A 17536-nucleotide genomic window follows, 5' to 3' on the forward strand; every position below is an offset into this window, starting at 1 on the left:
GGCTCCGAGTCAGAACGAGCAGCCAGCTTCACCGACTGGCTCCACACCTACAATCACCACCGCGGTCACACCGCACTCGGTGGCAAGTCACCGGCCGACCTCGTACCCAACCTGCGTGGACAGAACAGCTAGGGCCTCCCCGGGCAAAGACTGGAGGTCCTACGTCGAACCTGCTTCGACGGTGGACCTCCGGTCGGGCTCGTCCGACTGGGCATCGATACCGTTTCCGCCGCTCCGACGCAGGAGGTCCTTTACCGTTCTCTCGAGCCTCGACAACAGATAGTCGGGGCTTGTCGTATGCGGGCGAAGGGGACTCGGGCTGATGCGTGATCGTCTGCGGCGTCGCCGCAACGCTCGCTACCTCGAGCGCCGGATGGCCGAGCTCGATCGCCTCGACCAAGAGTTCGGCCTGGGGGCGATGCCGACGTCCGGGCCGGCGCGCAGGTCGAACAAGGCTCGCCGCTCGAGCGGTCCCGTCCTGCCGGGCCTGCTGATCACGGCACTGATCGTCGGGACGATCGTCGCGATGTCCCCGGCCGACAACATGCGTCAGCTCCGCCGCCTGGTCGGCTTCGACGACGACCGCCTCGCCGCCGTACCCGACGTGCCGCGCGGTGAGGGCAGCTTCTCGTTCCTGCAGACCCAGCGCGGCAGCGACGAGCCGGTCGGCTACGACCCGTGCCGTCCGATCGAGGTGCTGGTCAATCCTGAAGGTGCCCCGGACAACTACGACGAGCTTGTCGACACCGGCCTCGAACGCACCAGCGCCGCGACCGGCTTGAGGTTCGAGCGTGTCGGGCTCACCGAGAAGCGCGACGTCATGACCGGCCCGTTCCCGCGCCGCGAGCCCGTCCTCATCGCTTGGGCCACCGAGGACGAGGTCCCGGACCTTGCCGGTGACGTCGCCGGCATCGGCGGCAGTGTGGCCGTCGGCCAACCCGGCAACCTGCGCTACGGGACCGGCCGGATCGTTCTCGACCGTGACGTCTTCGCCTCGTTCGAGCCGGAGGAGCAGCCGTTCGCGCAGGCGATCGTGGACCACGAGCTGGCTCACCTCGTGGGCCTCGGCCACGTCGACGACCCGCGCGAGCTGATGTACGCCGACAACGTCGGCGCCACCACCTACGGCCCCGGAGACCGCGAGGGTCTCGCGAGGATCGGCAGCGTCGACTGCTGATAAGCGCAGGCCGCGCGCACCTCGTGGTCAGCAGCCGGACCTGGAGACCGCGGTTCGATCTATTGAGCCACCGCCGTGGCCAGCGTGAAGAGGTCGGTTGGCATCGCGTGCTCCAGTTTCCAGGTGATGGCGATGGGCTTGTCCCCGGTGTGGCTGACGTAGTGAGCGGGGCCGAGGAACAGGTAGGGCGAGGTGCCGAACTCGTCCTTGGCCTCGTGTCGGACGAACAGCAGGACGGTGCTGGCGCCCGACAGATAGCGCTGGCCGGTCTTCGAGGCGACTGAGGTCGTGGACTGCGACTCCCAGTGGAAGAGCGTCGGGGAGATCGGGTAGTCGCGGTACATCGTGGTCGGTGAGTAGTCCGCCTCGGACTTCTTGAGGGTCACGAAGAAGACGTCGGTGTTGAGTTCGGGGGAGTACCAGACGCCCTCGCGGAAGCTGTTCGGCATGCGGGGGAACTCGAGTGCCGCGAGGATCTCCTCGCGCTGGTACTGCGCGTGCACGCGCAGCGGCGTACGGCTCAGGGGCCCTTCGAGCGCGACCGAGACGTGACGGGCAGCGCTGAAGGAGATGTCGACGACGGCGGCGATCTCCCGACGGGTGGCCACCTCCTGGCGAAGGGCGTCCAGGCCTGCAGCGACATCTGCGTGGCCACCGCCGTCGTTCCAGAGCGAGAAGAAGAGCATCCGGGCGAAAGCCTGGTCCTGGGCGCTGAGTTGGTCGTAGCCGAGAGTCCGGTCGTCGAGGATGCGGCGGTACGCCGCGGCCCGATCAGGGTCGTCGACGTGCGCGAAGGCGCGGACCCGGCGCAGCAGCGCGTCCTCGAGTGCAGATCCAGTGGGGGCGGGAAGGCCTGCGTCGCGGCGCAAGCGTGTCCAGGAGTGGCTGCCTCGGCGCAACACGTCACTCAGTGCCACGCCCGATGTGTCGAGGAAGTCGGCCAGCGGCACGTCGCCGGTCAGGCGCAGCTCGCTGACGATCTGCGCCCAGCGATTGGAGATCTGCGAGCGCACGTTGTCCAGGACGATCTCCTGCGCCTGCCGGTCCATCTGGATGGAGCAGCCGGGGGGAAGGAACGGGAACCCGTCCTTGACCGCGCGCACTAGGTCGGTCCGCCGGGTGCCGGTCAGGGCCCGGAGCTTGCTGTCGAAGCGGAACTCCTTGCGGTGGAAGCCGACGAAGTCGAGCACGGTGAGCACCGCCTTGTCGCGAGTCCGGCGGAGTCCTCGGCCCAGCTGCTGAAGGAAGACCGTGGAGCTCTCGGTGGGACGCAGGAACAGGACCGTGTCGACGCTCGGGATGTCGAGGCCCTCGTTGAACAGGTCGGCGGCGAAGAGGATGTTGACCTCGCGCTCCCGCAGCGCACGGAGGGCGTCGGCACGGTCCTCGCGCCGCGTCTCACCACTGACCGCGAGTGCCGGGATGCCCGCGTCGCGAAAGACCCGTGCCATGTACTCGGCGTGCGCCACGCTGACGCAGAAGCCCAGCGCCCGCATGGCGCCGACGTCGGCGACCTTGTCGCGGAGTTCGCGCAGCACGATGCGGGCCCGCGCGTCATTGCCTGTGAAGAGGTTTTCGAGCTCCCCCTCGTCGTAACGGCCGCGCGTCCAACTGAGCTGCCGCAGGTCGGTGCCGTCGGCGGCGACGAAGTAGTGGAACGGGCAGAGCAGGTCGGCGCCCAGTGCGTCCCAGAGACGGAGCTCCGCAGCCGTGCGGCCGTCGAAGAACCGGCGTACGTCGGTGCCGTCAGTGCGCTCCGGTGTCGCCGTGAGCCCCAGCAGCTCGATCGGACGCAGGTGGTCGATGATGCGTCGATAGGTGCGGGCCTCCGCATGGTGAAACTCGTCGATGACGACGATGTCGAAGGCGTTGCGGGGTATCGACTCGATGCCGTACGACGTCAGCGACTGGACGCTGGCGAAGACGTGCTGCCAGCGCTCGGGGCGTTTGCCGTCGACGTACAACTCGCCGAAGGCGCCGTCGGCCAACACCTCGCGGTAGGTGCGCTGTGACTGCTCCAGGATCTCCCGCCTGTGGGCGATGAAGAGCAGCCGGGGCCGCCTGTCGTCCGCACACAGCCGTCGGTAGTCGAGGGCGGCGATGACGGTCTTGCCGGTGCCTGTGGCGGCGACAATGAGGTTGCGGTGTCGGTCGTGCACGATGCGCTCGGCCTCGACGGCGTCGAGGATCTCCTGCTGGTAGGGGAACGGCGTTACCTCGAGGCCGGAGATCGACAGCGTGACCCGAGGACCGCTGCGCGCTCCGCGGGCGTCGGCCAGCGCATCGTCGAGACGGTCCCGATCGAGGTCGGGGTCGTAGCGCTCGAAATCGTTGCTGTTCCAGTACGAGTCGAATGTCGCCTCGAACTTCGACAACAGATCCGGGGTCGCCGTCGCGGACAATCTCACGTTCCACTCCACGCCGTCGAGCAGGGCACTGGTGGACAGATTCGAGGAGCCAACGTACGCGGTGTCGAAACCGGTATCGCGGCGGAAGAGCCACGCCTTGGCATGGAGGCGGGTACGGGCTGCGTTGTACTGCACCCGCACCTCGGCGCCGAACTCGCGGACGAGCCTGTCGAGGGCCTCGCGCTCAGTGCCGCCGATGTAGGTCGTGGTGATGACGCGGATCGGTACGCCAGCCTTCGCGGCTTGTCGCAGCGGCTCCTCGAGCAGGCGCAAGCCTCGCCACATCACAAAGGCGCACAGAAGATCGACGGTGTCGGCGGAGTCGATCTCCGCCTTGAGCTCCGATGCGAGCGACGGCTCACCATGCGCATTGGTGAGGAGCGAAGCGTCGTTGAGCGGCGTCTTCGGGCGATTGTTGTAACGGACGATCTCGCCAGGTCCTGCGGGCCGGCGAATGGCCTGCAGCTGCCGCAACGGCGGCTCGACCCGGGGGCTCGCGTCGCGGACGAACTGCAGGATTGTGTTGGCGAGCTCGAGCTTGCGAACGGGGTCCCTCTCTGACTCCAGCCGATGCCGCACAGCCGCCGCGAGATGCCGGGTGAGCACGTGCGAGTGCTCAGCCGGATCCACCGACCCGATGTCGGTCTCGAGATCGAAGAGCAACTCAAGCCGTCTCTCCAACGTTGTGTCGAGGACGGACTCGTAGAGGCCGTGGGGGAGGTGCTCACTCATCGCTCACAGCTTGTCGGACAGTGGCCGCAATATCCGGCACTTCGCCGCGAGCAGCAAAGAGTCAGGCGAAGGTAGAGGCGAAGCCCGTGGCAACGCGTCGATCACCCGGTGACGGTTGCGGTCATCGGGGCCAGCCTCTGGTTGCCGTTACTGAGACTTGAGAACCGCCCACGCGATCAGGCTGTCGATGCGGCGTACATCGGCGCCCTTCGCGAGCTTGATCTTGATGTGGCCGGCTCGCGTCCAGAGCTCGATCTCGGAGTTGAAGTCGAAGGTGCCAGCGTTTTCCGAGGACCACATGTTGATGACGCTGTAGGGCAAGGAATAGATCTCCACCTTCTTGCCGGTGATGCCCTGCGCGTCGCGAACGATCAGCCTTTGCGTGGTGAAGACGGCGCTGTCGCGGAAGGTCTTGAAGGCTGCAACAGCCTGCTCACCTTGGACCAGGAGGGGCGTGACGTCGGCGGGGATCGGGATCTCTTGCGCAAGAGTCCACGAGGTGATGGCAGAGGTTTCCATGCGTCGCAGAGTAAAGAACTCCTCAACCCTGCGGCAGCCCCGCCCCGTGCCGCTGGAAGTCGACGAGCAGCTCGTTCTCGTGCGCGATCCGGGCAGTGGTGCCCTCGAGGTCGCGGAACATCGTCTTGAGCGTTCGCAGTCCAGGGGCCGACTGGGCACAGAGAGCGCGGGCGAGCTCGAGTGCGGCGGCCTCGGCCTCGTCGGCGGGCACGACCCGGGTGGCGAGTCCGAGGGCGACGGCCTCCTCGCCGCCGATCGGACGCCCGGTGTAGACGAGCTCCTTGGCGCGGGAGAGGCCGACGAGCTGGGTCAGCCGGGCGGGGCCGACGGGGACGCCGAGGCGGGCGCCGGCCCAGGCCAGCTTGAGGTTGTCACCGGCGACGCGCAGGTCGCACCCGGCGGCGATCTCGGCGCCGGCGCCGACACAGCTGCCGACGCAGACGGCGATGGTCGGGACGGGGACGAGTTCGACGGCTTCGTAGAGCGCGGCGAAGGCCTCCATCCGGGCGACGCCGCCGGCGTCGTCGAGCTGCTCGCCGACGTCGGCGCCCGCGCACAGGCCGGCCGTCGAGGTGGTCGAGAGGACGACCACGCGCACCTCGTCATCCTCCCGGACGGACGTGAGGGCGTCGACCAACGCGCGGATCGTGGCCGTGTCCAGGGCGTTGCGCTTCTCGGGGCGGTCCAGCCGCAGGACCTCGACGCCGCCGGTGCGCTCACGGAGCAGGCTCATGGGCCAAGAGTGTGGCAGGAGCCGCCGCAGACGGAGCTCGGCAGTCCATCGCCGGCGGACCGCTCATCCACCAGCAGCCGTAGCCTGGTAGCGCAGGCCGTCCGGCCCGACCCGTGCTCCCGCCGATGGCTCGTGCGGCGTACGCCGACCGTCGTGGGCGAGGTGCTCGACCGGGACGTCGTGCAGCAGCACGAGAGCGTCGGCGACCAGGCGACGGTGACAGCGCCACCACACCGACTCGCTGCACATCACCAGCGTCCTGCTGCGAGCCGCGACCTCGCGCAGCGCGGCGAGTCCGTCGCGGAACTCCTCGGTGCGGGTGTGGGCGGCGTAGGCGCGAAAGGACTCGACCCGCCACCAGTCGTCGGCCCCGGCCTGGTCGGCGGGGACACGTCGCCGGCCGCCGAGTCGCTCCTCCCACGTGTAGGCGATCCCCTCGGTCGGCAGCCAGGCGCCCATCGCGTCGCGCGACACGTCCGGGTTGCGACGGCTCCCGGGGTAGCGGCGTACGTCGACGACGTGCTGCACCCCCGCGGTGCGCAGCAGCTCGGCCAGCCCGGCACGGTCGAGGGTGCCGTGACCTCCGGTGAGCACCGCGCACGGTGTGGTCGCGGCCTCGCCCACCTCGTCCACCCCTCCCTGGCCGGCCCTCGCCGACCGTCTCGGTCGTCCTCGCGAGCCTACGATCCGGACGCGTCCTGCTGCTCGTGGCGGGCGGGTGCGCCGTGCCGCCCGCGCAGCGCGGTCGATCTGGCCACGTCCTGCAGGTCCGGGGCGCACGCAGGTAGCGTCACGTGTGGGCCCAGCGAGCCCACCGGACGAGGGAGCCGTACCCGGACAGCGACAAGACGGCCACGGAGGAGTCCGTCATGGCGTGGTTGGTGCTGGTCGTCTCGGGTCTGTTCGAGGCCGTGTGGGCGGTGGCCCTCGGCAGGTCCGACGGTTTCACCCGGCTCGGTCCGTCGATGGTCTTCGCAGGCGCACTGACGGTGAGCATGGCCGGGCTCGCGTACGCCATGCGCTCCCTGCCGGTCGGCACGTCGTACGCCGTGTGGGTCGGCATCGGCGCCACCGGGACCGTGCTCGTCGGCATGGTCGCGGGGGAGGAGCAGGTGACCGCGGTCAAGGTCCTGCTCCTGCTCGGCCTGATCGGCTGCGTGGCCGGGCTCAAGCTCGTGCACTGACCGCTCGGACCGGGGTCGGCGGGCGCGCGGTACGGCGCCGACTTCCGCGCAGCGACGCGCGGATGACTAGCCAACTTTTCAAAGCCGACTAATTTAGGTTAGTTTGACGACTCACTCGTGACAGATGGCTTTGAGGAGTCGCACCATGTGGTTGGTCGCAGCGTTCGCACTGGCCGGAGGCCTGGCACAGCTCGTCGACGGCACGCTCGGGATGGGCTTCGGCGTCACCTCGGCCACCGTCCTGCTCGCCCTCGGCGTCGCCCCGGCGACCGCCAGCGCGGCGACCCACGCCGCCAAGCTGCCGACGACGCTCATCTCCGGTCTCTCGCACTGGCGGGTCGGCAACGTCGACAAGGCCGTCTTCCTGCGCGTCGCCATCCCCGGCGCGATCGGTGGTTTCCTCGGCGCCGTCGTCCTCACCTCGATCAGCCTCGAGGCCGCCAAGTCCGGGATGGCCGGGCTGCTGCTCTTCTTCGGCCTCGTCATCCTCGTGCGCTTCGGCTTCGGGCTGCGGATCATCCCGACGCCCAAGAGCGGCCACACCGCGAAGTGGCTCAGCCCCATCGGCCTGCTCGGCGGCTTCGTCGACGCCACGGGCGGTGGCGGCTGGGGCCCGGTCGTCACCCCGAGCCTCATGACCGTCACCTCGCACGAGCCGCGCAAGGTCGTCGGCACCACCAACGCGGCGGAGTTCGCCGTCGCCGTCTCGGTCTCGCTGGGCTTCATCACCGGCGCCGCCCACCAGGACATCCCCTGGATCCCCGTGCTCGGCCTGGTCATCGGTGGCGTCATCGTCGCCCCGATCGCCGCCCGCCTCGCCGGCCGGCTGCCGCACGCCCCGATGGGCGTGATGGTCGGCGGCCTGATCATCCTGGTCAACAGCATCACGGTCGTCGCGGCGTTCACCGACCTGCCGTTGGGCCTCGACGTCGCGCTCATGGTCGGCTGGCTCGTCCTCGTCGCCCAGGTCGCCTTCAAGGCCTGGGGTCGGGAGAAGGCCGAGCGTGCCGCGGTCGTGGAGGAGTCGGCCACGGTCTGAGGTCGTCTGTCGGCGGGGTCTCGTGGCTCGACGCCGGCGCTCCTCGCACCTCGACCAGCGGTGGGGGTCTGCCCGGCCAGCGGCACGATCCGGCCGGGGGAGTAACGGCCGTCACGCTGCCGCGTTGGACCTCCGTGCTCGTACGACGTCTCGCCACCCTCGCCTGCTCCGCCGCCCTCGTCACCGGGGCGATCGGGCTGCTGCCCGCCCAGGCCGCGCCGACCCCCGCGAGGGACGTCCCGTCCGACCTGCCCGACGGCGTACCCGCCGCCGCGACGCTCCCCGAACCGCAGCTGGCCACGCCGGACGGCTGGCCCTTCGCACAGCGGATCAGCCGGACCTCCGGCACCGGACGGCTGCACGGCGGGGCGTCCTACTGGACCGACTTCGTCTACGACGACCACGGGGCGGCGATCCCGAGCGGCATGAGCCTGGACAACCTGGCGCTGCTCGCGCCCGAGCAAGGCGTCTACGCGCAGCCGACCGAGGCCGCGGGCAACGGGGCCGACGTGTTCGTGGCCGCCGTGGGGGCCGACCGCCGGGCGACGTACTGGCGGGTCGACTGGACGACCTTGGCCGACCCGGACGTGCCGATCGCCGTGTGGGCCCTCGACACCGACCGCGACCTCAGCACCGGCAAGGACGAGTGGCCCGCCGCGGCGGGCGTCACCTCGCCGGGGCTGGACCGAGCGCTGGTCGTGTCCAGCCGCGGGGCGTGGCTGCACAACCCGCGTCGCGGCCTGGTCGTCGACGTCCTCGAGCGCGGGGGCCGCCTCACCGTCGACGAGCAGACGCGCTCGTTCGTCCTGCGCGTCCCGAAGCGGCTCCTCCCGGCGCGGGGCTCCTGGCGCGTCCGGCTCGGGGCTGGGCTGGCCGACGCGACCGGCGAGGCCATGGCCGCGCCGACGATGACGGGGGGCGCGCCGCTGCCGCCCGGCCTGCCGCACGTGTTCAACCTCGCCTTCCGCACCCCCGACCAGGAGACACCGGTCGTCCGCGACAGCCAGACCGCGGGGCTGGTCGCGGCGATGGAGGCGCTCGCGGCCGGCAACCCGGTGACCGGGCAGCTCGGCGCCGGCGGCCTGGCGCGCTACGTCACCGGCAACTTCTGGATGGAGGACGCCCAGGCCGACGCGCTCGCCGCGGGCGACGCCTCGCCCTTCAGCCACGTCGTGAGGTGGCGCGACCTCGCCACGAAGCGGCGGACGGCCGAGCCGCTGGTCCGCGGCTACAGCAACCGGTGGTACCTCTCCCGCCTCGACCTCGGCGAGGGCGTCCTGCCCAACCCGACCACCGAGGTCACCGGTGACGGCGCACCCAACGTCCTGTCCCCGGTCCAGCCGTACTCCGTCTACGTCCCGACCTCCTACCGTCGCGGAGAGGCGACCCCGCTGACCTGGACGCTGCACTCGCTGAGCGTCAACCACAACCAGTACGGCGCCTACGACCCGCAGCTGCTGCAGGCTCTGTGCGAGGACCGCGACTCGATCTGCGCCGGCACGCTCGGTCGTGGCCCCGACGGCTGGTACTTCGACGAGGCCGAGGTCGACTACTGGCAGGTCTGGCGTGCCTTGGCCGACGGGTTCACCCTCGACCCGCGGCGCACCGTGATGACCGGCTACTCGATGGGTGGGTGGGCCGGCTACCACCTCGGCCTGGCCCACCCCGACCTCTACGCCGAGGTCGTCTCCCTCGCCGGCCCGCCGCAGTGCGGCGTCTCGCTGGACGGCGACCAGATCGTCAACCCGGCCTTCGGTGGCCGCTGCACCACCGACGGCACCGCCTACGACCTGGTCGGCAACGCCCTGCACGTCCCGTTCCGGATCGGGCAGGGCACCTTGGACCAGCTCGTCCCGTTCCCCTCCGTGGAGCAGCAGGTCTCCCGGTTCTCCGACCTGGGGCTGCGCCACCGCTTCGTCCGCTATCCCGCCGAGGACCACCTGGTCTTCGCCACCCAGGACCGGTTCACCACCGTCCTCGACGGCCTCGGCCGCCCGACGGTCGAGCGCGACCCGCGCCAGGTCGACTTCACCTGGCGACCGCACCTGACCCGGCCCGCCCTCGGGATCGGCGCGACCACGGCGTACTGGTTGCGCGGCCTTGCCGCCCGCGACTCCTCGCCCGGCTCGCTCGCCCGGGTCCAGGCGGTCTCCGAGGCGCTGCCCGGCACCGACGTGGAGGTCGTGACCTCCGGCCCGACCCCGGTGGTGTCACCCTTGCCGGCGCTGCTGCAGGAGACCACCTGGCGACCCGGCCCGGCCCTCCCGATCTCCGACGTGCTCACCCTCGGGCTGACCAACGTCTCCCGCGTCACCGTCGACCTGGCCCGTGCGAGGTGGACCTGCGGGACCCTCCAGGTGACCTCCGACGGGCCGGCGGTCGTGCTGCTCGACGGCCCCCGCGGGACCGAGCGGATCGAGCTCGGCGAGGGGGTCGAGCGGGTCCAGCGCCGCTGCTGAGGACCTCGACCGGACCCCGCCGGCCGGGACCACCCGAGCCGCCGCGCCACCCGGGCGGGTGGGCGCGCGGGCCTACCGTCGGAGCAGACCCCGCACTCGGACGAAGGGCTGCTCGTGCTGACCTGGGACGTCGACCGTCGGCGCCGCCATCCCTGGACCGTGCTCTACATGAGGGGCATGTGGGCGCGCCGCGACAAGACCGCGTTCGAGGGCGCCGAGCACACGCTGCGCGCTGCTCGTGAGCGGCAGCGGCAGGGGGACGCGCCACCGGGTCGGTGGACCCGGCTGCACTCGCGCGTGGTCACCGAGGACCACGACGGGATGACCGTGTGGCGGCTGCACCCCCGGGGCCGAGCGCCCGTGGCGCGGGTGGTCTACCTCCACGGCGGCGGCTACGTGCACCCGCTCACCCCGGACTACTGGCGGCTCCTGCGCTCCCTGGCTCGTACGCCGGCAGAGGTGCTGGTCCCGGCGTACCCGCTCGCGCCCGGCGCGCACGCCTCCGAGGTGCAGGCCCGTCTCCTCGACCTGCTCGAGGAGTCGCCGGAGCTGCCGACGCTCCTCATGGGCGACTCCGCCGGTGGTGCCCTCGTGCTCGTGCTGGCCAGGCTCGCCCACGACCGCCGTCGCCCCCTGGCCGGGGTGGTCGCCCTGTCCCCGTGGCTGGACGCGACCCTGACCGTGCGGACCGAGGAGGTCCGGCGGCTGGAGGCCAGCGACCCGATGCTCGCCGAGTCCGGCCTGCGGGCCGCCGGCCGCTCCTGGGCAGGCGACCTCGACGTCGCCGACCCGCGGGTGAGCCCGGTGCACCTCGACCTGGAGGGGCTGCCGGCGGTCGACGTGTTCATCGGGGATCGCGACATCCTGCGCCCGGCCGTCGACGAGCTCGCGGAGCGGGCCGAGCGGACCGACGTGCTGGTGCAGGTCCACGAGGTCACCGCGATGTTCCACGTCTGGATGACGCGGGCGATCCCGGAGGGCCGGCGCACCCGGCGGCGGCTGCGGGACGTCGTACGGCGCCGGGCCAGGCAGGCCGCGCGGGCCGCAGCGGACTGAGGCGGGCTGAGGCGGCCCGCCCCACCCGAGGCGGTGGGTGTGCCGCCGGCGCGCGCGGGCACCGGGCGGGCATGGAAGCACTGGAGGTCCTGCCCGAGGAGGGTCTGCGCGAGGTCGTCGACCAGGTCGTGCGGGTCGTCGAGGCCGTCGGCGTGGCGGTCATCGTGGTCGGGGTGGTCGTCGCGGTGGTCCAGCTGGCGCGGGTAGCGCCGCGGCAGGGCTCGCGCGGCTTCAGCTCGGTGCGGCTGGTGTTGGGCAGGTTCCTCGCCCTCGGCCTGGAGTTCCAGCTCGCCGCGGACATCCTCACGACCGCGGTGGCCCCGAGCTTCGAGGAGCTGGGGAAGCTCGCCGCCGTGGCGGCGATCCGCACGGCACTCAACTTCTTCCTGGCCCGGGAGATCCGCGAGGAGCAGCAGGCGCAGGACGCAGCCCGTCCCTGAGGCGCGCGTGGCGCCCGTCGGCGCGGTCCCGCGACCGGGATTGCCGGTGCCGCGCGGGGGGTACGGTCCTCGACCGTGAGCGACATGAACCAGTCCGGGAGGGGCGCCGGGCAGCGGGCCGGGGTCAGCGAGGCGACCGAGCCGGTGGAGCATGTCGGCACCGGCTCCCTGTCGGCACCGCCGGTGGTCTACCTGCCGGTGGACACCGACGCCGACGGCCAGGTGAGCGACATCAAGATGATCAAGCTCCAGGACGGCCGGGTCGCGCTGCTCGCCTACACCGCCCTCGACCGGTTCATCGACGCGTGGGGCGAGCACCAGCCCTGGCTGCTCTTCGAGAGCCGCAGGATCGGGACGATCCGGGAGTCCAAGCACTTCGACCTCAAGCTGCTCGACGTCGCGGTCCCGGAGTCGTTCCGGCCCGGCCCGGAGGCGGCACAGGCGATGCGGCACCGGGCGGCAGCCCGATGACGCTGCGTCTGGACCCCGGGACCGCCGAGTCGGTGGCCGGCAAGCACGACGCGGCCGCCGAGGCCATCGATGCGGCTGCCGACAGCGCGCCCGCGAGCGTGGACGCCGGCTACGGCGCGGCGTACGTCGCCGACATCATCGCCGCGGTCAGCGAGACCGCCGGCGAGGTCGCGGTGATCAATGTCGGGGTCGCCCGGCTCGTGCGTGACGTCGCCGACAGCATCGGGCTCACCGACGACGAGGTCGGTGCGCAGTTCGACGAGATGAAGGCCCTGGTCCCGTGATCGACACCGAGGTCGAGGGCGACCCGGCCGCCGTGACCGCTGCCGCGACCTGGCTGCGCGACACCCTCGCGACCAAGGTCGCCGACGCGGCCGACCACACGCAGTCGGCCCGCAACACCGCTCGCGGGTCCTGGGAGGGCGAGAGCGCCTCGTCGTACCAGGCGATGACCCACGAGGTCGTCGACATGGCCGACAAGCACGAGGCCCGGGTCAAGCGCGCGGCCGGCGCGCTGGAGGACTACGCCGCGAAGCTCCGCACCCTCGAGACGGCGATGACCGGCATCCGCTCCCGTGCCAGCGCCGGAGGGCTGGTCGTCGACGGGACGATCATCCACCCGCCCGCCCCGGCGCCGATGGGCCCCTTCGAGCCGGGCTCGCAGGCCGAGAGCGACGCCCAGCGGGCCGTCACCCGCATCGAGCTGTGGAACACCCTGGTCACCGAGGCGGCCGACGAGTACCGCCGGTTCACCGAGTGGGTCGACGCCGAGATGCCGGGAGACGTGGCCAACGCCCGGGAGAAGGACGGCAGCGCCACGCTCTTCGGCACGATGGTCGACCTCTTCCCGAACTTCGCCGCGGGCGCCGGAGCCGGCGTCGCCGGGGACCGGATGCTGCGCAAGGCGGAGGACTACCGCGCCGCCGCCCGGGAGTTCCGCCGCCGCAGCCGCGTCTCCGGCAACCCGGCCGTGCGCGGCCAGGCGGACACCCCCGCCGGTCGCGCGACCCTCGACGACCTGCTGGACAATGCCGGCCGCTTCGGCCGCTTCGGCCGGTTCCTCGCCGGGCCCGGCGGCTTCCTCATCGACATCGGCTTCGGGATCCGGGACGGGATGGAGACCGGCGACTGGACGCGCGCGGCCCTCACCACCGGCACCAGCATCGCTGTCGGGGTCGGAGCGGCGGCGCTCGTCGCCGCGGGCGTCATCTCGGCGCCGGCCATCGTCGTGGTCGTGGGCGCGGGAGCCGTCGCGGCCGGCGCGTCCTGGCTGGTCGGGGAGGTCTACGACAACTGGGACGACATCACCGACACCGTGGGTGACGCCTGGGACAGCACCACCGAGGCCGTCGGGGACGCGTGGGACGACGCGACCGACGCGGTCGGTGACGCGTGGGACTCGGTGACCCCGTGGTGACCCCGTGGTGACCCCGTGGTGACCCGGCAGGTGACGGCCGGAGCCACCGCGGTCCGGCTCATCCCGCGGTGGTACACGGCCACGGTCTGCACCTTCCTCGGCGTCCTCACAGTGGGTGCCGTCGGCCTCGGCGTCTTCTCCTCGGGTCCCCTGGTCCCCTCGGCCTGGACGTTCGCGCTGACCACGGGAGCCGGCCTGGTCGCGGCCGTCTCCGCCCTCGCCCGACCACGTCGCCCCCGCGAGCTGCCGGTCCGGCCCGACGGCACCCGCGTCCTGGAGGGGCCGCGTCTCACGGTCGTCGCGCTGCTCGTCGCGTGGGCGGCCATCACCGTGACGGCGGTCCTGTGGGCGTACGTCGCCGTCACCGACTTCGACGCGATCGAGGCTCCCGGAGCCGCCTTCCTGACCGTCGTCGGCGCGGTCGGCATGCTCCCCGACCTCGTGCGGCTGCTCACCGGACGCCTGCACCGGTGGCGCCTGGAGATCGGACCGGAGACCGTGCGCTACCGCGGCTACCGCACCGACGTCACCTACCGCCGCCGCGACGTCCGTGGTGGGCTCGTCCACCCGCGGCACCCGGCCGGGGTGGAGATCGACCTGCGTGGCGGCGCCACCAAGGGGGCGGTCATCCCGGCGACGGCCTTCGACGTGCCGGCCGAGCAGATCATCGAGGAGCTGCGGCGGCGCCCCGACCGACCTAGCTGACCGGACGGTCCGGACCGCTCTCGCCGACCGACGCGGACTGTCGGTGCCCGTCCTTACCCTGGGCCCAGGTGGCCGTCGTGGTCGCCGGTCGGGAGGTCTGCGGTGGGTGTCGAGGGCTCGGGGACGTCCGGGGTGCCGGGCGTCGAGGAGGCATGGCGCGAGCTGCGCCGCAGGCTGGCCGACCACGTGGCCGGCATGGAGCCGCGCGAGACGCTGGTCGTCTCCGCCCAGGTCGCGGAGACCGAGGACGGACCCGGTCCGTACGTCATGGTCTCCCGGCTCCCCGGCAGTGCTGACGGGTGGCGCCTGGAGGCCGTGAGCAACGGCTACCTCGACCGTGCGCACCGTCTCGACGAGGGGGCCGAGGACACGCTGCGCGCCCTGGGCTGGTCGCCGCCGACGTACCTGCCCGGCGAGGAAGGGGCGGACGGCTCCGCCAACTGGCACCTCGACCTGCCGCCGCACGACCTCGAGCGCGGGGCCTGGCTGCTGGTCCGGACGCTGCGCGAGGTGTACGCCGTCGTCCACCCGGCCTTCCTCGACTCCAGCGCCCTCGACCTCGACGGGCTGCGGGCGCGACGCCCGCTGCCGCCGCGACCGCGGGACGCCCGCGACCTGGCGGAGCAGCGCGCGGCCGTCGACGCTCTCCCGGTCGTCCGTCCCGACGACGCCGAGCACCTCGCGCGACTGGTCCGCGAGACCGTGGAGGCCCTGGGGGAGGAGGTCGACGACGACGAGGACGGCGACCTGCTGTGGACCTGCGGCGAGGCCTCGCTGGCCTACGTCCACGTCGACGAGGAGCGGCCTGCGGTCCACCTGTTCTCCGTGCTCGTCGTCGACGCCACGCTGCCCGACGGTGGCCAGGCCGCGCTCGACCTGGTCAGCGGCCGGCTCCCGTGGCTGGCCGTGCGGCTGAGCGGAGACCGGCTGGTCGTCCACCACGAGCTGTGCGCCATGCCCTTCGTGCCGCAGCACCTCGTGGCCTGGCTGGCCCGGCTCGCGGTCGAGATCGACGAGGTCGCGGTCGAGGCGGCGGTGCTCATGGGCGGTCGGCGGTTCCTGGAGGAGGAGCCGGCCGAGGCTCCTGCACCGGGCCAGGCCGAGGTCGAGCTCGACGAGCAGCTCGCCGTCGTGGCTGAGCTGCTGGTCGACGGGCCGGTCCAGCCACGCGTGGTCGCGGCGGTCTTCGGCCACGACCGCGGCGCGCTCGTACGCCGCCTGGTCGGGCTGCGCCAGGGCCGGCTGGCGGTCCTCACCGACGACCTGGACGGTCTGCTCGACGCGCTCCGCGCGGGCCTGCGCTGGATCGTCGACGAGCCCGACCGAGTCGCCGACGCCCGACGGCGGGCCCGACGGCGGGTCGCTCCCCGGCCGACGGTCCAGAGCCTGCTGATCGGCGACGAACCGGACCTGTTCGAGTCCGACGCGGGCTGATCCCGCACCGGCAGCGGATCAGGAGGGGGTCAGGGGCCCAGGGTTTGGGTGCTGTCCGCCCGGGTCCCGGCGGGGTCCTCGACCCGCTCGTCGGAGTCGGCCAGCACGGCCTCGGCCTGGCGTTCGGGATCGTCGGCTCCCGCGGCCGACTCCTCCGGGACCGAGTCGGCCCGGCTCACGGCCCGCTCGTGGTCGCGCCGCTCGTCGTGCTCCTGGCCCTGGCCCTGGTGGTCCGTGCCCGGACCGGTCGTCTCGTCGGAGGTCATGGGCGTCCTGTACCCGCGGTCGTGCGCGTCACTCCCGCCGACCGGGCGGTGGGGTGGCTCGAGCCGCCCGTCGCGTGAGTGCTGTGACGGTGTCCTCGGGCGCACGGCGGACGTGGAGGCCCCGCAGGCTCGTCACGCTGGCGCCGGCACGCGTCGGGCGCGAGCCTCAGCCCCACGAGCGGACCTCGTCGATGCCGGCCGAGACGAGGTCGGTCGCCTCCTTCGTTGCCTCGGAGGCCAGGTGGGTCATCTCGGGCCACCGGTCGGAGGCGAGGTCGGTGGTGACGTCCCACCCGTCGGCGATGACGTCGAGCGTGGCGTCCCGCGCGTCCTCGACAGCCGCGTCGAGGGCATCGGTGGCCTCGTCGGGCATCCGGTCCCAGGCCTTCTGCGCGGCGAGCGCCCCACCCACAGTGGCGAGCACCGTCACCCCGGCGACCGCCGCGGTCGGGACCGTGACGGGCAGGGTCGCCACGGCGACCGCCGCCGTGGCGAAGCCGACACCGGCCACGACGAGGCCCTCGGCCGGCCTGTCGCCCTCCAGGGCCGTGACCGCGTCGTAGGCCAGGCCGATCGGACCCGGCAACCGGCCGAGCCGCGTCAGGTCGTCGGCGTACCGGGTCGCCAGCTGTCCCGCCTTGGTCAGCAGGCCCTCGCTGCCGGCGCTGATCAGTGTCGAGTGGTAGCTCGCGACGAAGCCGCGCACCCAGTCCAGGAGCGACTCGTCCGTGAACGACTCCACCGCGCCCTCGAGGTGGGTCGACACCCAGGCGAGCAGGTCGTGCTGCTCGTCGGCGACGAGACCGGCGAGGTCCGACCAGGTCCTCCCGGCGACCAGGTCGGACGGGTCCGGCGGCGGGAGCACGAGGTCGCCCGCGACCTCCAGGCCGGCGGCGAGCGCCCGGGCGCGCACGCCGGCGAGCAGCGCCTCGTGGGCGACCAGCCGATCGGCGTACGAGCCGAAGAGGTCGGCGGCGCGCACGAACCGGGACCGCAGCCCCTCCAGGTGGTGCAGCAGCTGCCCGACGTGGAGGGAGTAGGCCAGACCGCTCGACCCCACGAGCTGCGAGAGGGCCCGGTCGCGCGCGGCGACGACCTCGTCAGCGCACGCATCGAGCGCGTCCACGCCGGTCGAGCGCAGCCAGCCCTCGGCCGCGCGGGGGACGTCGGGCGAGCCGGCGCTCGTCAGCGAGAAGCTCACGGGACCACCGGACCCAGGTCGGGGAGGACGCGCTCGAGCCGACGTCCCACCTCCGCGTCGGTCTCCCGCACCGTGTGCGCGACCTGGCGCACCGCGTCCGCGGTCACCGCGTTCGTCGCCGCCAGGCCGTCGGAGCCCTGGAGGACCGCGGCGAAGATCTTCAGCATGGCCAGCGTGCCCGGTCCTGGACCGAGCACGGGAAAGCCGGGGAGTGCGGACAGCTCCTCCGCGGCGGCGTGGTGGCGTGCGGCGACCTGGCTCTCCAGGTCGGCTCCGATGCGCAGCTCCGTCATGG

The 17536-nt window shown here is 72.4% G+C and carries 18 protein-coding genes, 1 pseudogene and 1 riboswitch; of the genes and pseudogenes, 12 read left to right on the forward strand and 7 right to left on the reverse strand.

Annotation, left to right across the window (positions count from 1 at the left end; all coding sequences use genetic code 11):
- Positions 1–132: pseudogene (locus ACYVID_RS15855) on the forward strand (IS481 family transposase); the annotation flags it as partial.
- A gap of 190 nt (positions 133–322) precedes the next feature.
- Positions 323–1177, forward strand: a complete 855-nt coding sequence (locus ACYVID_RS15860) for a M10 family metallopeptidase domain-containing protein (RefSeq protein WP_460738677.1) — start codon at positions 323–325, stop codon at positions 1175–1177.
- 59 nt (positions 1178–1236) lie between these two features.
- Here ACYVID_RS15860 and ACYVID_RS15865 read toward each other — a convergent pair whose 3' ends face one another.
- The 4 genes from ACYVID_RS15865 to ACYVID_RS15880 all read right to left on the reverse strand — a co-directional run bounded on the left by ACYVID_RS15865 (position 1237) and on the right by ACYVID_RS15880 (position 6163).
- Positions 1237–4317, reverse strand: a complete 3081-nt coding sequence (locus ACYVID_RS15865) for a DUF3427 domain-containing protein (RefSeq protein ID WP_460738679.1) — start codon at positions 4315–4317, stop codon at positions 1237–1239.
- Positions 4318–4464: 147 nt separating this feature from the next.
- Entirely contained in the window at positions 4465–4836 is a 372-nt protein-coding gene (locus ACYVID_RS15870) for a PH domain-containing protein (RefSeq protein WP_460738681.1), read from the reverse strand.
- A gap of 22 nt (positions 4837–4858) precedes the next feature.
- A complete protein-coding gene (locus ACYVID_RS15875) occupies positions 4859–5569 on the reverse strand; it encodes an enoyl-CoA hydratase/isomerase family protein (protein ID WP_460738683.1) in 711 nt (236 codons plus the stop codon).
- A 63-nt stretch (positions 5570–5632) separates the two neighbouring features.
- Positions 5633–6163, reverse strand: a complete 531-nt coding sequence (locus ACYVID_RS15880; RefSeq protein ID WP_460738685.1) for a DUF488 domain-containing protein — start codon at positions 6161–6163, stop codon at positions 5633–5635.
- A gap of 200 nt (positions 6164–6363) precedes the next feature.
- Positions 6364–6426, forward strand: a riboswitch (guanidine-III (ykkC-III) riboswitch).
- Between the two features lie 12 nt (positions 6427–6438).
- On the opposite strand from ACYVID_RS15880, the gene ACYVID_RS15885 reads away from it, so the two are divergent.
- The 10 genes from ACYVID_RS15885 to ACYVID_RS15930 all read left to right on the forward strand — a co-directional run bounded on the left by ACYVID_RS15885 (position 6439) and on the right by ACYVID_RS15930 (position 15774).
- Positions 6439–6753, forward strand: coding sequence for a DMT family transporter (locus ACYVID_RS15885; protein ID WP_460738687.1), 315 nt, complete (start codon positions 6439–6441; stop codon positions 6751–6753).
- Positions 6754–6898: 145 nt separating this feature from the next.
- Positions 6899–7792 (forward strand): sulfite exporter TauE/SafE family protein, encoded by an 894-nt coding sequence (locus tag ACYVID_RS15890; RefSeq protein ID WP_460738689.1) that lies wholly within the window; start codon positions 6899–6901, stop codon positions 7790–7792.
- A gap of 134 nt (positions 7793–7926) precedes the next feature.
- Positions 7927–10251, forward strand: coding sequence for a hypothetical protein (locus ACYVID_RS15895; RefSeq protein ID WP_460738691.1), 2325 nt, complete (start codon positions 7927–7929; stop codon positions 10249–10251).
- A gap of 114 nt (positions 10252–10365) precedes the next feature.
- Positions 10366–11307 carry an alpha/beta hydrolase fold domain-containing protein gene (locus ACYVID_RS15900; RefSeq protein ID WP_460738693.1) on the forward strand — a complete coding sequence of 314 codons (942 nt, stop codon included), beginning with the start codon at positions 10366–10368 and terminating at the stop codon, positions 11305–11307.
- Between the two features lie 71 nt (positions 11308–11378).
- Positions 11379–11747 carry a DUF1622 domain-containing protein gene (locus tag ACYVID_RS15905; protein ID WP_460738695.1) on the forward strand — a complete coding sequence of 123 codons (369 nt, stop codon included), beginning with the start codon at positions 11379–11381 and terminating at the stop codon, positions 11745–11747.
- A gap of 84 nt (positions 11748–11831) precedes the next feature.
- Positions 11832–12218, forward strand: a complete 387-nt coding sequence (locus ACYVID_RS15910; RefSeq protein WP_460738790.1) for an SAV_915 family protein — start codon at positions 11832–11834, stop codon at positions 12216–12218.
- Positions 12215–12502, forward strand: a complete 288-nt coding sequence (locus ACYVID_RS15915; RefSeq protein WP_460738697.1) for a hypothetical protein — start codon at positions 12215–12217, stop codon at positions 12500–12502. The genes ACYVID_RS15910 and ACYVID_RS15915 overlap by 4 nt, the downstream gene beginning before the upstream one ends.
- Positions 12499–13635: a WXG100 family type VII secretion target gene (locus ACYVID_RS15920; RefSeq protein WP_460738699.1), complete on the forward strand. Its 1137-nt coding sequence runs from the start codon at positions 12499–12501 to the stop codon at positions 13633–13635. Before ACYVID_RS15915 ends, ACYVID_RS15920 begins: the two co-directional genes overlap by 4 nt.
- Before the next feature lie 15 nt (positions 13636–13650).
- The gene (locus ACYVID_RS15925; protein ID WP_460738701.1) at positions 13651–14340 is read left to right on the forward strand and encodes a hypothetical protein; all 690 of its coding nucleotides are present in this window, start codon (positions 13651–13653) and stop codon (positions 14338–14340) included.
- 102 nt (positions 14341–14442) lie between these two features.
- Complete coding sequence (locus tag ACYVID_RS15930) at positions 14443–15774, forward strand: TY-Chap domain-containing protein (protein WP_460738703.1); 1332 nt, start codon at positions 14443–14445, stop codon at positions 15772–15774.
- Between the two features lie 29 nt (positions 15775–15803).
- Here ACYVID_RS15930 and ACYVID_RS15935 read toward each other — a convergent pair whose 3' ends face one another.
- From ACYVID_RS15935 to ACYVID_RS15945, 3 genes are all read right to left on the reverse strand, one after another.
- Entirely contained in the window at positions 15804–16040 is a 237-nt protein-coding gene (locus ACYVID_RS15935) for a hypothetical protein (protein WP_460738705.1), read from the reverse strand.
- 166 nt (positions 16041–16206) lie between these two features.
- On the reverse strand, positions 16207–17241 hold the full coding sequence (locus ACYVID_RS15940; RefSeq protein WP_460738706.1) for a hypothetical protein: 1035 nt from the start codon (positions 17239–17241) through the stop codon (positions 16207–16209).
- Complete coding sequence (locus tag ACYVID_RS15945; protein ID WP_460738708.1) at positions 17238–17534, reverse strand: hypothetical protein; 297 nt, start codon at positions 17532–17534, stop codon at positions 17238–17240. Before ACYVID_RS15945 ends, ACYVID_RS15940 begins: the two co-directional genes overlap by 4 nt.
- Positions 17535–17536 lie beyond the last annotated feature (2 nt).

Source organism: Nocardioides ginkgobilobae, assembly GCF_054781275.1.

Coding starts and splice junctions, on each gene's coding strand:
- ACYVID_RS15860 (WP_460738677.1), top strand. CDS start 323: ATGCGTGATCGTCTGCGGCGTCGCCGCAACGCTCGCTACCTCGAGCGC.
- ACYVID_RS15865 (WP_460738679.1), bottom strand. CDS start 4,317: ATGAGTGAGCACCTCCCCCACGGCCTCTACGAGTCCGTCCTCGACACA.
- ACYVID_RS15870 (WP_460738681.1), bottom strand. CDS start 4,836: ATGGAAACCTCTGCCATCACCTCGTGGACTCTTGCGCAAGAGATCCCG.
- ACYVID_RS15875 (WP_460738683.1), bottom strand. CDS start 5,569: ATGAGCCTGCTCCGTGAGCGCACCGGCGGCGTCGAGGTCCTGCGGCTG.
- ACYVID_RS15885 (WP_460738687.1), top strand. CDS start 6,439: ATGGCGTGGTTGGTGCTGGTCGTCTCGGGTCTGTTCGAGGCCGTGTGG.
- ACYVID_RS15890 (WP_460738689.1), top strand. CDS start 6,899: ATGTGGTTGGTCGCAGCGTTCGCACTGGCCGGAGGCCTGGCACAGCTC.
- ACYVID_RS15905 (WP_460738695.1), top strand. CDS start 11,379: ATGGAAGCACTGGAGGTCCTGCCCGAGGAGGGTCTGCGCGAGGTCGTC.
- ACYVID_RS15910 (WP_460738790.1), top strand. CDS start 11,832: ATGAACCAGTCCGGGAGGGGCGCCGGGCAGCGGGCCGGGGTCAGCGAG.
- ACYVID_RS15915 (WP_460738697.1), top strand. CDS start 12,215: ATGACGCTGCGTCTGGACCCCGGGACCGCCGAGTCGGTGGCCGGCAAG.
- ACYVID_RS15935 (WP_460738705.1), bottom strand. CDS start 16,040: ATGACCTCCGACGAGACGACCGGTCCGGGCACGGACCACCAGGGCCAG.
- ACYVID_RS15945 (WP_460738708.1), bottom strand. CDS start 17,534: ATGACGGAGCTGCGCATCGGAGCCGACCTGGAGAGCCAGGTCGCCGCA.